General features: G+C 37.7%; 12 protein-coding genes and 7 tRNA genes. 11 read left to right on the forward strand and 8 right to left on the reverse strand.

The features are described from left to right. Positions 1-129: 129 nt before the first annotated feature. Positions 130-633, reverse strand: a complete 504-nt coding sequence (lrp, locus tag AC1EU2_RS09235) for a leucine-responsive transcriptional regulator Lrp (protein ID WP_129947710.1) — start codon at positions 631-633, stop codon at positions 130-132. 180 nt (positions 634-813) lie between these two features. Here lrp and ald point away from each other — a divergent pair, with 180 nt between their 5' ends. Further along, complete coding sequence (gene ald / locus AC1EU2_RS09240; RefSeq protein WP_480297976.1) at positions 814-1,926, forward strand: alanine dehydrogenase; 1,113 nt, start codon at positions 814-816, stop codon at positions 1,924-1,926. A gap of 141 nt (positions 1,927-2,067) precedes the next feature. Next, a complete protein-coding gene (gene trxB / locus AC1EU2_RS09245; RefSeq protein ID WP_480297978.1) occupies positions 2,068-3,024 on the forward strand; it encodes a thioredoxin-disulfide reductase in 957 nt (318 codons plus the stop codon). A 58-nt stretch (positions 3,025-3,082) separates the two neighbouring features. On the opposite strand, the gene AC1EU2_RS09250 is transcribed toward trxB, so the two are convergent. The 4 genes from AC1EU2_RS09250 to rlmKL are packed head-to-tail and all read right to left on the reverse strand — an operon-like array spanning position 3,083 to position 9,259. After that, positions 3,083-4,948, reverse strand: coding sequence for a DUF3466 family protein (locus AC1EU2_RS09250; RefSeq protein ID WP_480297979.1), 1,866 nt, complete (start codon positions 4,946-4,948; stop codon positions 3,083-3,085). 37 nt (positions 4,949-4,985) lie between these two features. Next, entirely contained in the window at positions 4,986-6,902 is a 1,917-nt protein-coding gene (locus tag AC1EU2_RS09255) for an ABC transporter ATP-binding protein (RefSeq protein WP_480297981.1), read from the reverse strand. A 1-nt stretch (position 6,903) separates the two neighbouring features. Beyond that, entirely contained in the window at positions 6,904-7,143 is a 240-nt protein-coding gene (locus AC1EU2_RS09260) for a glutaredoxin family protein (RefSeq protein ID WP_480297983.1), read from the reverse strand. Continuing rightward, positions 7,136-9,259 carry a bifunctional 23S rRNA (guanine(2069)-N(7))-methyltransferase RlmK/23S rRNA (guanine(2445)-N(2))-methyltransferase RlmL gene (rlmKL, locus tag AC1EU2_RS09265; protein ID WP_480297985.1) on the reverse strand — a complete coding sequence of 708 codons (2,124 nt, stop codon included), beginning with the start codon at positions 9,257-9,259 and terminating at the stop codon, positions 7,136-7,138. The genes AC1EU2_RS09260 and rlmKL overlap by 8 nt, the downstream gene beginning before the upstream one ends. A gap of 233 nt (positions 9,260-9,492) precedes the next feature. On the opposite strand from rlmKL, the gene AC1EU2_RS09270 reads away from it, so the two are divergent. The 9 genes from AC1EU2_RS09270 (at position 9,493) to AC1EU2_RS09310 (ending at position 12,249) form a co-directional block, all read left to right on the forward strand. Beyond that, positions 9,493-9,569, forward strand: a tRNA-Met gene (locus AC1EU2_RS09270). Positions 9,570-9,599: 30 nt separating this feature from the next. After that, positions 9,600-9,676, forward strand: a tRNA-Met gene (locus AC1EU2_RS09275). A 20-nt stretch (positions 9,677-9,696) separates the two neighbouring features. Further along, positions 9,697-9,773, forward strand: a tRNA-Met gene (locus AC1EU2_RS09280). Between the two features lie 65 nt (positions 9,774-9,838). Next, positions 9,839-9,915 (forward strand) — tRNA-Met (locus AC1EU2_RS09285). A gap of 148 nt (positions 9,916-10,063) precedes the next feature. Further along, positions 10,064-10,140, forward strand: a tRNA-Met gene (locus AC1EU2_RS09290). A 148-nt stretch (positions 10,141-10,288) separates the two neighbouring features. After that, positions 10,289-10,365 (forward strand) — tRNA-Met (locus tag AC1EU2_RS09295). Positions 10,366-10,513: 148 nt separating this feature from the next. Next, a tRNA-Met gene (locus AC1EU2_RS09300) sits at positions 10,514-10,590 on the forward strand. A gap of 321 nt (positions 10,591-10,911) precedes the next feature. After that, positions 10,912-11,517, forward strand: coding sequence for a hypothetical protein (locus AC1EU2_RS09305; RefSeq protein ID WP_480297987.1), 606 nt, complete (start codon positions 10,912-10,914; stop codon positions 11,515-11,517). 18 nt (positions 11,518-11,535) lie between these two features. After that, positions 11,536-12,249 carry a DUF3307 domain-containing protein gene (locus AC1EU2_RS09310; RefSeq protein ID WP_480297988.1) on the forward strand — a complete coding sequence of 238 codons (714 nt, stop codon included), beginning with the start codon at positions 11,536-11,538 and terminating at the stop codon, positions 12,247-12,249. Between the two features lie 42 nt (positions 12,250-12,291). Here the strand turns inward: AC1EU2_RS09310 and AC1EU2_RS09315 are convergent, their stop codons facing one another. The 3 genes from AC1EU2_RS09315 to pyrD all read right to left on the reverse strand — a co-directional run bounded on the left by AC1EU2_RS09315 (position 12,292) and on the right by pyrD (position 15,998). Next, on the reverse strand, positions 12,292-13,797 hold the full coding sequence (locus AC1EU2_RS09315; protein WP_480297990.1) for a peptide MFS transporter: 1,506 nt from the start codon (positions 13,795-13,797) through the stop codon (positions 12,292-12,294). A gap of 469 nt (positions 13,798-14,266) precedes the next feature. Continuing rightward, positions 14,267-14,803, reverse strand: a complete 537-nt coding sequence (locus AC1EU2_RS09320; RefSeq protein WP_480297992.1) for a cell division protein ZapC — start codon at positions 14,801-14,803, stop codon at positions 14,267-14,269. Positions 14,804-14,978: 175 nt separating this feature from the next. Continuing rightward, positions 14,979-15,998: a quinone-dependent dihydroorotate dehydrogenase gene (gene pyrD / locus AC1EU2_RS09325; protein ID WP_480297994.1), complete on the reverse strand. Its 1,020-nt coding sequence runs from the start codon at positions 15,996-15,998 to the stop codon at positions 14,979-14,981. Positions 15,999-16,075 lie beyond the last annotated feature (77 nt).

Below are 16,075 nucleotides of genomic sequence, written 5' to 3' on the forward strand. Positions count from 1 at the left end.
AAATAAAAAATAAATCCAGTTGTTAAAGATACCAGAATACTATGAATTGTGCAGTGTTAGAGGTTAGGAGATTAAAAAAACGATAAAAAAGGGAGCATTTTGCTCCCTCGGTAAGTCTAGTGTGAATATTTAATAATCAATAGTAGGATTAATTGCAATTCTACTCGACTGTTTTACTTCTTCCATTACTACATAGGTACGAGTGTCAGAAACAGATGGAAGTTTAAGTAATGTTTCACTCAATAATCTACGATAAGCAGACATATCTGCTACACGAGTTTTTAATAGGTAATCGAAATCTCCTGATACAAGATGGCACTCTTGAATGTCGTCCAATAACTGAACAGCTCGATTGAAGTCTTCGAAAACTTCTGCGCTGTCTTTCCTTAGTGTGATTTCTACAAAAACTAGAAGTGATGCACCAAGATAATGCGGGTTAACTAGAGCTATATATCCATTAATAAAGCCTTGCTTCTCCAATCTTTTTACACGTTCTAAACAAGGGGTAGGGCTTAGTCCGACTCTTTTAGATAATTCCACATTAGAAATGCGGCCATCCATTTGAAGTTCATTAAGTATGTTTTTATCAATACGATCCAAGTCTTTTATAGGACTCTTTTTATTATATGACATATTTATAACCATTTTTTCCATAAAAAAAGGTGTTTTATGCTGCAGGCATCCAAAGTTTAGCAACATAAACTACAACATGGATACTATACTAAATCCCTCTGAGATAATCATCTCAGAATGACTAAAATAACAACAATTCCCCTAAAAAAGTGGGATTTTATGCAATTCGAGGCTTGAAAAATGATTATTGGTGTTCCTAAGGAAATTAAGAACCATGAATACCGTGTAGGTATGGTTCCATCAAGTGTGCGTGAGCTAACCTTACATGGTCACTCTGTATTTGTTGAAACGACTGCTGGTGAAGGTATTGGGTTTTCAGATCAAGATTATATCAATGCAGGCGCAGAAATTTTAAAAACGGCTGATGATGTTTTTAAACAATCAGAAATGATCGTTAAAGTTAAAGAGCCATTAGCCGTGGAGCGTGCTCGTTTACGTGAAGATCAAATCTTATTTACTTATTTACACTTAGCTCCAGATTTACCTCAAACTCAAGATTTAGTTGATAGCGGTGCAGTATGTATTGCATATGAAACGGTTACAGATGATCGTGGTGCTCTTCCTCTTTTAGCGCCAATGTCAGAAGTTGCTGGACGCATGTCTATTCAAGCAGGCGCAATGGCGCTAGAGAAATCTAAGAGTGGCCGTGGCATGCTTTTAGGTGGCGTACCAGGCGTAGAACCTGCTAAAGTCGTTATTATTGGTGGCGGCATGGTTGGTTGTAACGCTGCACAAATGGCTGTTGGTATGGGCGCAGACGTAACTATTCTGGACAGAAGTATTGATGCTCTTCGTCGAATCAATGTGCAATTTGGTTCAACAGTTAAAGCTGTTTATTCGACAGCTGATGCAATTGAACGTCATGTTATAGAAGCAGATTTAGTTATTGGTGGTGTTCTTATTCCAGGTGCAGCTGCACCAAAACTAGTTACCCGTGATCATATCGCTCGTATGAAGCCAGGCAGTGCCATTGTGGATGTTGCAATAGATCAAGGTGGTTGTGCTGAAACTTCAAAAGCAACGACTCACCAAGACCCAACATACATTGTTGATGATGTTGTTCACTATTGTGTGGCTAATATGCCTGGTGCAGTAGCTCGTACATCTACATTTGCACTAAACAATGCAACGCTACCTTACATCATGAAGTTGGCGAAGATGGGCTACAAGAAAGCCCTTCAATCAGATAAGCATTTATTAAATGGCCTTAACGTAATACACGGTAAAGTGACCATTAAAGAAGTTGCTGAAGCTCATGGTATGGATTACGTACCTGCTGAACAAATGATCTAATCGTATTGATTTATTTACAAAGGGAGGCTGGAGCTTCCCTTTTTTTATAAAGAATCGATTAAGGCAATCGAAATTTTTACCTTTACCACCCTATCTAAATTCCATACAATCTCAGCAATTTGCTAACGCACGGAGAATAAAATGACTGAAGCTCGTCATTGTAAGCTTTTGATCTTGGGTTCAGGCCCAGCTGGTTATACTGCCGCAGTTTATGCAGCTAGAGCTAACTTAAACCCTGTAATGATTACTGGTATGCAACAAGGTGGTCAATTAACTACGACTACTGAAGTGGAAAACTGGCCAGGTGATGCAGAAGATCTTACAGGTCCAGCATTAATGGAGCGTATGCAAAAGCACGCTGAAAAGTTTAATACCGAAATTATTTTTGATCACATCAATGAAACTGACTTATCTGAGCGCCCTTTCCGTTTAAAAGGTGATTCAGGGGAATATACATGTGACGCATTAATTCTTGCTACAGGTGCTTCTGCTATGTACCTTGGCCTTGATTCTGAGCAAGAATTTATGGGCAAAGGCGTTTCGGCTTGTGCAACATGTGACGGTTTCTTTTATCGTAACCAAAAAGTTGCGGTAATTGGTGGTGGTAATACTGCCGTTGAAGAAGCGCTTTATTTAAGCAATATTGCTTCAGAAGTTCATTTAGTACATCGTCGTGATACTTTCCGCAGTGAGAAGATCCTGACTGATAGACTAATGAAAAAAGTTGAGTCTGGTAATATTGTACTTCATCTGAAGCAAACTATGGATGAAGTTGTTGGTGACCAGTTGGGCGTTACTGGCTTAAAACTTAAAAGCACTGAATCTGGTGATATTTCAGACCTAGACGTTGCTGGTGTTTTTGTCGCAATTGGCCATAAACCAAACACTCAAATTTTTGAGAACCAACTTGAAATGAACAATGGTTACATCAAAGTTGAAAGCGGTTTACAAGGCAATGCTACTCAAACTTCTGTGAAAGGTGTATTTGCATGTGGTGACGTAATGGATCAACATTATCGTCAAGCGATTACTTCTGCAGGCGCTGGTTGTATGGCCGCACTTGACGCTGAACGTTTCTTAGATGCATTAGAATCTTAATAGTTTCTCTATAATAAAAAAGAGCAGCTATTTAGCTGCTCTTTTTTTATAACTTTAACTACTTCTTAAACCTTCTTCTAAAGAAGGCGAATGGAATTAAAGCTAAAAGGCCTGAAAAGATTGCAGCCCCTTTACGTTCATATTTAACTTCTTCAGGTGCATCAGTAATATCGCAAGCTTCCTCACCTTCTGCAGCAGGTTTTAGGACAACCATTCTAGGAATTGCATTGGTCACAGGATTTCCATCTGCATCTAATACAAACAATGGCTTTTTCGTTTCAGGATCGACAATTGGATTTCCGTTCACGTCGACTTGGTAAGCAGGTCTCTGAATTAGTGCAGTACCTACAATTGTCCCATCATCATTAATACCAGTAGCATCAACAACTGAAATTTTACTGTCGTAAGTAAGCGTCTTGCCTGTGCCATCCGTTACTTCAACTTTATGTCTTGCCCACTTCCCATCACTGTTTCTTTCATAACCTACAGAGTCACAAGTAAGTAATGTGTTGATATTACTGAATGTTTTTTCATTAATATCAAATAGGAACCCTACATGAGGACGAGTTGTACTTGATTCATTCGTAGTTTCAGTGTAACCAACTACCTGACCTTCATCATTAATGGCACGCCCACGACTTCTTAAATCTGATACTTTGCCGGTAAAGTCTTCTGGAGTAACGACTTCTGCATTATCAGCTTTAGTATCGTAATAGAAGAATTTATCAACTGGTGAAGTTTGAGTGCTAAAGAAAGTTGAGTACGAACCTACAGCAATACCGTTGTTATTAATATCATAGGCAATCGATTCTCTATCATCTTTTACATCTGGAACAGGGATCCAGTGATATTCATATGAGCCATCATCTTTTTTAGTCCAGAAAGCAGCATCGTAGCGCCTTCGGTTACTATTCCCTTCACGCTCGACATAAGATCGCCCAACTACAACACCTTCATCGTTAACACCTAAAGCTTGAGCACTATAAATACTGTTATCATTTTCGTCGGGTGTAAAACCTAATGGTAATGCTTGTGGAGTGACAGTGTTGTTTGAATCAATTTGCCATACATAACCACGCACTTGATAATTAACTCTTCTAACATTTCTAGAGTCAGGGAATTGATCTTGTTGAATACAGATAGGAAGAGGAAGCGAGCGATTATCATTATTTAAACAATCATTATCTAGATTGTCTTTACTGTTTTTTGAAATATCTATCCCTGCGTAACCAACAACTAAACCATTTACATTAATAGCTGTTGCTCCTGAGAAACCACCAATATCAGCAGTTTCTCCTTCATCGTTAGTATACGAAGTATATGGAGAAGGCAAGTCAATTTGTTCGCCATCCTTTACTGCAACGGCTTGTTGTTCATAATCTCTGTAAAACCAATACTTTTGCTCTGTATCGTCGCCGTCATAAGGAAGCGTTTTCTCTGCTGCGCTCATATTACCGACTCTAATACCGTCTTCATTGATGCCAAAGTATTGCGCATCGACTGAGTCTACTGCATCAGTATCAGTGGAATCTTTAGGCGCTGTGGCACCATTAATCGATTCAAAAGTAGGAACCCAAGTTTCACTGGCAACAAAAGGATAATTATTGGCAATAATTTCAGAGTTAACACTGTAAGAGATAGCTTCCGATGGTGCGATGCCGTCATCAGCATCAACGAACTCATCGTCAACATCCTCTGGGTTTAACTTTTTACGGCCAAGAGCAATACCCACTAATTCATCTTTCGAATTAACGCCTTGTGCATATCCGTTTCTCGTGGATTCGAGTGTTCCTTTACCCGGACCGACGAAATCGAAATCCTCAATATTTTGAATTTTATAAACGGGTGCTGCAACAGCAGTACCCAATGCACTTAATACACCCACTGCTACTGCAGATAAAGCGGCTTTACGCTTCAACTTCATTAACTTCTTCCTGTTTAATTCAGCTACTCTGACCAACCTACTTCTGGGACTCTAACTCTTCCCAACGCTCAAAGTAAACTTCTAGTTGTTGTTCTTTTTCAGCCAATAAACTCAACTTTTCGTTAACAATACTTTGTTCTTGGCTATAAAAATCACCAGCATTCACTAATGCTTGTAACTTCTCAATTTCTGTTTCAAGGTTATCCATTTTAGCTGGTAAATCTTGTAATTCTTTTTGAAGCTTATAACTTAACTTCTTAGCAGGCTTTTTAGCAACTTCTGTTTTAGGCTTTTGCAATTCAGCTTTGTTATTGACAACAGGTTCTTGCTCAAGTTCCTCACGATAGAATTTTGCACCTTGAGAAACAGCATCTTGATAACCACCAACGTATTCTTGCCAATGGCCATTACCAGCAAACCACCAACTGCTTGTCACAGTATTATCAATGAACTCTCTATCATGAGAGACAATTAATAATGTCGCTGTATATTCTGATAATAAAGACTCTAACAATTCTAAGGTCTCAATATCAAGGTCATTTGTTGGTTCATCCAAAACAATTAAGTTTGCAGGACGTAACAATAATTTAGCAAGTAGTAATCGATTCTTTTCACCACCGCTTAATGCTTTCACTGGTGTACGTGCACGAGCAGGTGAAAATAAGAAGTCCTGAAGGTAACTCAAAATGTGTCTATCATTACCGTTGATGGTAATGGTCTGTTTTCCATCTCCAACATTTTCTTCAACCGTTTTTTCAGGATCAAGCGCTTCACGATATTGATCGAAATAAGCAACTTGAAGCTTAGTTCCTACTCTCACACTGCCAGACTGAGGTTCTAATTGCTCCAGAAGTAACTTGATGAGTGTTGATTTACCACATCCATTCGGACCAATAAGAGCAATACTATCGCCACGCATAATTGAAGTAGAAAAGTTTTTAACCAAGCTTTTTTCTGGAATACTAAAGTCCAGATTTTTAACTTCAAATACCAGCTTTCCTGAACGTTCTGCATCTGCCACGGCCATATTCACATTGCCTTGACGATTAATGCGTTGACTACGCTCTTGTCTTAAAGCTTTTAATGCACGAACACGACCTTCATTGCGTGTGCGACGTGCTTTGATGCCTTGCCGTATCCAAACTTCTTCTTCAGCGAGTTTTTTATCGAAATGTGCATTTTGTTCTTCTTCTACTCTCAGCCATTCCGCTTTGCCAACAAGGTATTTTTGATAACTGCCCGGCCAGTTTGTTGCCACACCACGATCAAGATCAACAATCCTTGTCGCAATACGATGAATAAAGCCACGATCATGGCTGATAAATACAATCGCACCTTTGTAATTCAACAAAAACTGCTCTAACCATTCAATGGTGTCAATATCTAAATGGTTCGTTGGCTCATCAAGTAATAATAAATCCGGCTCACTGACTAAAGCTCTAGCTAGAGCTACTTTGCGCTGCCAACCACCAGATAATTCAGATAATGGTTTTTCTGCATCTAAACCCAGTAGTTGACACATTTGGGTTATGCGAGATTCAAGCTGCCATCCATTGTTATGATCAAGGTGCTCTTGTAGACGTTGCATTTTATTGAGCAACTTCTCCATTGTTTCACCTTCAGCAGTAGCAACTGACAGTGATAACTCATGGTATTCTTCAAGCATATCCCCAATTTCAGCTAATCCACCGGCGATATAGGCATAGACTTTACCTTCTGCTGATTTAGGTGGATCTTGCTGTAAACGACTAACTTTGACATCCGTAGCGATATTAAACTCGCCATCATCAAGTAGGATTTCGCCATCTAATATCTTTAATAGTGTTGACTTACCCGCACCATTACGCCCAACGATACAAACGCGCTCACCAGGTTCTATCGTAAAATCTGCATTTTTAAGTAATGGAATATATCCGAAGGCTAATGAGCCATTATTAATTCTTACTAGACTCAAGTTACGCTCCTAAAAACTTTGAAATATCTTCAACATCAAATGGCCATCCTAGTTCTTTGCCATTTGCGTTGTTCATTAATACTGGGATACGGATCCCATACTGCTCAGCTAAAGCTTCTTCGTCACATATATCTTTCATGACAAACGTTAAACTGAGTTGTTTCAATTGTGCCTCTGCAACCTCACACAAATGGCAACCATCTGTGTGAAACAGCACTAATTCAGCCTCAAGTTTATGCATGCTTTACTGACCAAACGTTATGAATTTGTGGATTACGCTTAAAATCAAGAGGCAGTAATTTAGCATCAAGGTTATGTACTACCAATCCAGCTTTTTCTAGATTTTCATGGTCAATTTTGAACTTGCGCTTGTTGTTGGAGAAAATGATCTCACCCTCTTTACTCATTAATTTAGCTAATGTAATGAGCATGCTGGCATGATCGCGTTCAACATCAAAAGACTCTTCCATTCTTTTAGAATTTGAAAAGGTTGGCGGATCAATAAAAATCAAATCATATTGTGTAGTTTGCTCTTCAATCCAAGTCAAACAATCTGCTTGAACAAATTGATACTTACGCCCTACTAACCCATTTAAGTCAAAATTTTCTTTTGCCCAATTTAAGTAGGTATTAGACATATCAACTGTCGTTACAGATTGCGCCCCACCCATTGCAGCATGAACTGAAGCTGAACCTGTGTATGCAAACAGGTTTAACACAGATTTACCACTCGACTTCTCGCCAATCAGCTTTCTCGTCAGGCGATGATCTAAAAATAGACCCGTATCCAGATAACCTGACAAGTTAAGTTTAAATTTCGCCCCATACTCATGAGCCGTTAATTCAACTTTTTCTTGTCTTAGTTTTTGATACTGATTAGCACCTTTCTGTCTTGAGCGAGTTTTGACAACAATATTATCTGAATTAACACCAGTAAGCTCGGGCAGAACTAACAAGATGTCACTGATTCGCCTTTTTGTAACTGATTCAGGCATTTCTGCAGGAGCAGCATATTCTTGAACTACAAGATAATCTACATAATGGTCGATTGCGACGTTGTATTCCGGAATATCTGCATCATAAATTCGGTAGCAATCTAACTCTTCTTTTTTGGCCCACTTAAGTATTTGTTTTAAGTTTTTCTTAATTCGATTACAAAAATCAGGAGCGACATTAGCAAGATCAGCTGTTTGCGCCGTTACTTCACGTCGCGTACTTTTTTCATGAAGTGTATAGGTATTGAAACCACACTCGATAGCGCCATTAAATAGCTTCAATTGTTTATCTGCTTTTAATTTAAGTGCTGAAAGTAGTTCGATTTCACTGCACAACATCGAAATTTTCCAACCACCAAAACTGGCTTTGAAGTGCTCACCTAGACGATAATATAGTTGCAATAAGCTAGTAACTTTACCTAAACGCTCGCCATAAGGTGGGTTACTTACAATTGTGCCTTGACTCACCGGAGGCTGAACTTGAGTTGCATCAGCAGTATCAAAAGTGATTAATTGATCAACACCTGCACGTTTGGCATTATTTGTCGCAATCGACACTAAACGTGGATCAATATCAGTACCAAAGAATTTTTGTTCACAGCGTGTTCTACCGATGCTCGCTCTCGCTTCAGCTTCGTTAAAAACCTCTTTCCATAACGCTTCATCGTGTCGATGCCAATGCATAAAGCCAAATTCAGTGCGTTTTAAAGCTGGGGCAAAGTCGGCAGCAATCATTGCTGCTTCAATGACAACAGTTCCACTACCACAGAATGGGTCAAATAAATCAGTTTGATTTTCAGTCCAACCGCTACGTGCAAGCATATTTGCTGCAAGATTCTCTTTTAATGGTGCAGAACCTGTTGCATCACGGTAACCACGCTGATGAAGTGCTGGACCTGAGAAATTAATTCCGATCGTTAAGTTACCACGGCGGAAGTGAGCATCGATTCGAAAATCAGCATGACTGCGAGAAACGTCTGGTCGTTGCTCATCATCATCCCTAAAACGATCAACAACTGCATCTTTAATTTTTAAAGCACCGAACTGTGTGTTTTTGATAAAACCACCGGTACCGTGAAAATCAATACTAAAAGTACTTCTATTTGAAAAGTGACTTGGCCAGTCAATACAATAAGCCGTGTCATATAACTCTTCTGGATTATTACAGGTCGCTTTTTGTAAGATTAATACAATACGGCTGGCTATTCGCGACCATAAAGTGATGCGGTACCCTAACTCCAAGGATGCAGAGAAATATACTCCTGCAACACTTTCTTTAATTTCAGTAGCCCCTAGATTTTCTAATTCTCTAGCAAGACTATATTCACACCCCTTTGGGGCAGCAGCAAAAAACTCAAACATGCGTAACTTCAGCACAATAAAATAATGGTCGGCATTATACCGATATAAGCACCTAAAACCTAAAAACTAATCGATAAAACCATTAATTAAAGAAGCTGTAGTAAAGGATTCATACAATACAAGGAGTCCTGAGCCAGCTATGCCGCAATTTTAAGCGACTGAAACTTAATTTCAAAATACTGCTTGCATTGAATCTACCATGTGGCTATAGTTCGCCCCGCTTTAAAGGTGGACGCGGGATGGAGCAGTTTGGTAGCTCGTCGGGCTCATAACCCGAAGGTCGTTGGTTCAAATCCAGCTCCCGCAACCAAGTCATTAAAGCAATTGAAAATTATTAGGACGCGGGATGGAGCAGTTTGGTAGCTCGTCGGGCTCATAACCCGAAGGTCGTTGGTTCAAATCCGGCTCCCGCAACCAAATAATTATTCGATATCGGACGCGGGGTGGAGCAGTTTGGTAGCTCGTCGGGCTCATAACCCGAAGGTCGTCAGTTCAAATCTGGCCCCCGCAACCAATTCTTTATACATCTGAGATGTTAAAGACAATTGTTAGAATACAATTAAAAAATTCTCATCCGGACGCGGGATGGAGCAGTTTGGTAGCTCGTCGGGCTCATAACCCGAAGGTCGTTGGTTCAAATCCAGCTCCCGCAACCATTTTTAGTTAGAAGGAAAGCTCATCGGGCACAACTCTAACTAAGCCAGCGAAAGTCACTGATTCAATTCAGCCTTCGCAACAAATTCTTTATATATCTCTTATATTAAAGAAAATTGTTAGAACACAATTAAAAAATTCTCATCCGGACGCGGGATGGAGCAGTTTGGTAGCTCGTCGGGCTCATAACCCGAAGGTCGTTGGTTCAAATCCAGCTCCCGCAACCAATTTTAGTTAGAAGGAAAGCTCATCGGGCTTAACTCTCACTAAGCAAGCGAAGGTCACTGATTCAATTCAGCCTCCGCAATAAACTCTTTATATATCTTTGATGTTAAAGACAATTGTTAGAATACAATTAAAAGATTCTCATCCGGACGCGGGATGGAGCAGTTTGGTAGCTCGTCGGGCTCATAACCCGAAGGTCGTTGGTTCAAATCCAGCTCCCGCAACCATTTTTAGTTAGAAGGAAAGCTCATTGGGCTCAACTCTCACTATGCTAGCGAAGGTCATTGATTCAATTCAGCTTCCGCGACAAAATATTTATATATCTCTTATATTAAAGAAAATTGTTAGAACACAATTAAAACTTTCTCATCCGGACGCGGGATGGAGCAGTTTGGTAGCTCGTCGGGCTCATAACCCGAAGGTCGTTGGTTCAAATCCAGCTCCCGCAACCAATTTTAGTTAAAAACAGAATTCATCAAGCTCAATTCTCACTAAGCAAACAAAGCTCGCTCTTCTAAGTCAAATTCTCAATTTTTTAGTTTCACTTTAAATTTTAGTAATCCCACTAATATTGTTTATCATATCTCATCTTAAATACTCGTTAAGTTGTATTTCATACCCTACTCTACTCCAATAGCCATATTTTCATTTTGTTTAAGAACCTCTTGCACAGTGCAATTAAATTAAGTTGCTTTAACTAAAGCAATCTTTTTTAATTGCTTTTGATGTTGCAGTTGACTATTATCTAATCATCTATCATTGAGGCTAAAAAAATGATCGCTGTATTAACGGCTGACTTAGTCAACTCGACAAAATTAGAACCAAAAGATTTAGTGAAAACTACGACTTGGTTGGAGGAATATTTTGTTCAAAATTTAAAGACAACTCATACGTTGTCAGCAATATACCGTGGAGATGAGTTTCAATTAGTTTTCAAAAAACCACAACAGGCCCTATATGAAACTGTACTTCTAAAACTTAAATTAAAACTCGCATTCACATGGAACCAAGACTGTACAATGTCATTAGCTTATGGACACGCAGATATTATTACTGATGGGCCTCAAACATCTCAAGGGCCAGTCTTTGTAACTTCTGGTCGTAACCTAAGTAAAACCAAAAAAGGCGATTTGCTCATAAGTTCACCTGTTCAATCAAGCAAAACCTATACATTACTTTTAAAACTAATAAATCATCAGCTTGAAAAGCTGACAAGATCCCAAGTAAAATTATTGACGACTTACATAGAAAATAAATTTCCAGAACATAAAGAATTAGCTAGGATTACAGATACATCCAGACAAAACATTAGTAATCGATTGAGTTCAATAGGTGCAGATTTGATAAAGGAATTTATACAATTAGACGAATATATCTAAGATTATAGAGAACAATAAATGGAATTATTATTAGCGCTTACCGCAATTCATACTTTATGCGACTTTTACCTTCAGCCTAATTCATGGGTTGAAGATCGATTTAAGAACAAAGTTCTTTCTACTGCTCTACTTAAACATATTTCTGTTCACTTTATCGCATTCTTGGTTTTTCTATCAATTCTAGATTTTACTCTTATACAAGTAATTTCTGTGACCATATTTATGGCATTTTCACATTACCTTATTGATGTTTGGAAAAGTTATCAGCCACGTAATAATCTTTTCTTTTTGATTGACCAATCATTACATTTCATTGTCATACTCTTCTGTTGGTTATTTTTAAAACCTGAAAACCTACATGCTATTGTTGAAACTTTTGACAAACTTTATTCATTTAAAAATATAAGTATACTCCTTGCTTATTTACTGGCATGTAAGCCCATTTCGATTCTCATGTCACTTGGACTACAAAAATATTCTGAGCAAGTTGATAATCAGCAGCACGGCCTTCAAACGGCAGGAAAATGGATAGGCTATATAGAAAGGTGCTTGATCATTACCTTTATTTTAATAAATCAATTCACCGCTATAGGATTTTTACTCGCAGCAAAAACAATTTTTAGGCTCGGTGACTTGAGTAAAAGTAAAGATATGAAATTAACTGAATACATGATGATAGGAACGCTATTCAGCTTCAGTAGCGCAATAGTGCTAGGTCTTTTAGCAAAGTAAATATGGTTGCCTATTAGCAAGCAACCATAAATGATTGAATATTTACGCTTCGTTACGTATATGTTCTCTCGTTAATTTATTGAGTTTGGGTAGTACCAATAAAGAGATCAATGTACACCCTAATGCGGCAAAACCTAACTTATAAAACAAATCAGTATATATGACCATCGTTTTGATTGGATCAGTAATATCGTGAGGCACACTGGCATAGTTTGCAACAAGCCCACCTAAATATTGTGAATTCCCTGATGAAACAAAATATGCCCCCATCATAAACCCACAGATACGTTCAGGTACAAAGCGTGCAATCATTGCGAGCCCCAAGCCCGACACCAGTAGCTCACCTAAAGAGTATGCAGCATAACCCCAGACCATTACCCATGAAGACGTCTTACCATTTAAAGCAAAAAGATTTGCTTGAGAAAAAATAAAGAATCCGACAGCTACAACAAAGAAACCAAGTGAAAACTTTATACCAATGGTAAAATTCACCTTGTTTCTATGTGTCCAGTTATATAACCAAGCTAACATTGGGCTCATAACCATAATCCAAAGGGGGTTCAGAGCTTGAAACTGAGCTGGTTGCCAATTCCATAAATGAACGCCAAAGGCATCAAAACTCCAATCAACATTTCGTAAAGCGAATAAAGAAAGTGATGTAGATAACTGCTGATAAAAAATGAAGAAAAAGACACTTTGTAAAGTTAGAATCAATGCAATGATAAGGCCAGGACGTTCGACTTTCTTAGATTTAGAGATCAAATATAAGAATATTATCGCTACAATTACGAAGGCAGAATATACGAAAAACTTTGCAAGTTGTTCATATTGTAAAATAATGGCTGATACACCAACAGTCAAAACACAAGCAAATAACACAGCAAGTAAATGCTTAATATTAATTGGCTTTTCCTCAACACGGGATCCATATTGCTTTAGTGTTCCTTTCATTAAATTGTAGTTAGCGATACCAATCAATAAACCAATAACAGATACACCAAAAGCACCATGCCACCCAATCTCAGGGCCATACTTTGCGGTCAAGATTTCTTTAATAACAGGAGTAACAAGAATAGTGACAGTCGAACCAACATTTACTGACATGTAGTACATCGTAAATGCACTATCGATTTTAGAGTTATCACCATGATAAATTTTACGAACTAAATTACCGGCATTTGGTTTAAACAACCCATTACCAACAACAATCACACCTAAAGCACAATAAAGAAGCCAATGATTGGTAGAAGGGATTGCCATCATTGAGTAGCCAATGATTAGCACAAAACTGCCCAATTGTAAGGTACGTTTAGTACCTAAAATTTGATCACCAATCCAACCGCCAAACGCCGGAGAAACATAGATAAGAGCTGCTGCAGCACTCCAAACTAAAGTTGCTTTTGAATCAGGGAAACCTAGCCTCTGCACCATATAATATACGATGATCGACTGCATTCCGATAAACCCAAAGCGCTCCCAAACCTCAATCAGACAAACGGTCATAAATGAACGAGTTTTACTAACTGATGGCAGATGCTCTACTGACATACCTACCCCACTTTATCTTGTATTGTGCATTTAAAACTGATTTTACATAGCAAGAGTGCGTTGTAGATTAGTGTAGGTTAAAATTCTATTTTGAACTTTTTAATACTTATTCAATCAAAACTTCAACACTAGGGGTTGGCAAAAGATTTGCGGCAAGAATGCTTCCCTGTTCAAATTAACTTTTTCTGACAGCTCCTCTAAGTGCCTCCTTCTTACGCACATTTGAACGTGTATATCAGACTAATATTTATGTAACGTATTCACGCTATTACTTAGATACTACAGCAAGATAAAGATAATAATGATTAATTCGGATTAATAAAGACAAGCCAGTACAGCAATCATTCAACTGTGAAATGCAAGATCAAAATGGAAATGAAAACAATTACTAACTGCTTAAAAGTAGATAAATGTAGGTCTAATTATCGATATTATAAATAAGCAGCATAAATAAACATTTAGTGAATAATTACGCTGCTGCTTGAGACTTGGACTTTAGAGAATGTAGTCGATCTTGCATGACTTTTATCGTATCAAATTGTTTAAGCTTTTTTGTATCATTAAGCTCAACTTCAGCGGATAAAACCATAACAAGCGTTGCTTGTAACGTAGACTCAATGGCTAAAACCAACGTTCTTTGTCTTGTTTCTGAACATATTAATTCAAACACCTTTCCTTGTTCACTATAAACACAAACTTGGCTCGATTCGAAAAACCAAGATTTAGGCATTTGAGGCTTTAACATAAAATGTGCAGCAGTCGCATTAAGTGCAATTTGCACAAGCGCGCCTTCAGTACAAGTGAGTACGTTTTGTAATCTATCGATTAAATCAATATAAAATTTAGCATTTTCAACATTAAACTCCATAACACCTAATGCGTCAGGTATGAGCAGTTTATTTGTATATGGTGTTAAAAATTCTAATTCTGGACCAAGCGATAAACCTAATACACCATGTGCATCATTATATTTCCATTGCCAGTCCTTTTTTGGCATTAATAACATAACAATAACCTTTTGGGTGACAGTCGAAAATATATTAGACTATTTTTTACACTAATTCAAAGCTTTATTATAATTTGGTATATTAAATATATAAAGATCGTATTTTATATTTAGATCATAATTTGATCAAAACATTAAATACGATCATTTAGACTGATCTAAATAAATTTTAGATCTATTTTTTAATTAAATAACTTAAAATATCTTTAATTAAGTCTGGGCCTTTATAAATAAAACCAGTATAAATTTGAACGAGTGATGCACCTGCATTCATTTTATCTTTTGCATCTGAACCACTTGATATACCACCTACACCGATAATAGGAAGTGCACCATCCAAAGCTTTAGATAGTTTTTGAATGATGACTGTTGATGCCTGTGTCACGGGCTTACCACTTAAGCCCCCTGCTTCATTTCCGTTAGGTAAATGACTTACGCCATCTCTACTTAAAGTAGTATTAGTTGCAATAACGGCATCAAACTTATTTTTTAATAACGAGTTTGCGATCTGTTTAACTTCATCATCATTTAAATCAGGTGCAATTTTTAAAGCTAACGGTACATATTTATTGTACTTTTCACTCAGATCTTTTTGTTTAGTTTTTAATGAACTTAAAAGATCATCTAATAGATCACCAAACTGTAAAGATCTTAAATCAGGTGTATTAGGCGAAGAAATATTGACTGTAATATATGATGCGTAAGGATATACTTTTTCCATACAGATCAAATAATCATCTTTTCCGTTTTCAACTGGCGTATCTTTATTTTTACCAATATTTACGCCAACAATAATATCTGATTTTTTTGCCTGTAAGTTTTTAACTAAATAATCAACTCCATGATTATTAAATCCCATTCTATTGATAATACCTTCTGATTTTTCAATGCGAAAAAGCCTTGGTTTCTCATTACCGGATTGAGGTCTCGGAGTTACAGTACCAACTTCAACAAAACCAAACCCCATTGAATGAAAAGCATCAATGGCTTCTCCATTTTTATCTAATCCTGCAGCTAATCCAACTGGGTTAGGAAAATTTATTCCCATAACATTAACTGGGGCTTTCGCAAATTTGTGATGATAGAAGCACGAAAAAGGTGTGTTTGCTGTTTTCTTTAGACTTGAGATAGCTAAATCATGCGCTTTCTCAGCATCCATGTTAAACATGAACTTTTTCGCAATATTGTAAAGCATGATCAATCCTTATTATTTTTATATATTTTTCATCAAAAAAAGCCCCGGCAATTTGCCAGGGCTTTTTAACGTAATTA

The organism is Parashewanella sp. 2304DJ23-3 (assembly GCF_056591695.1).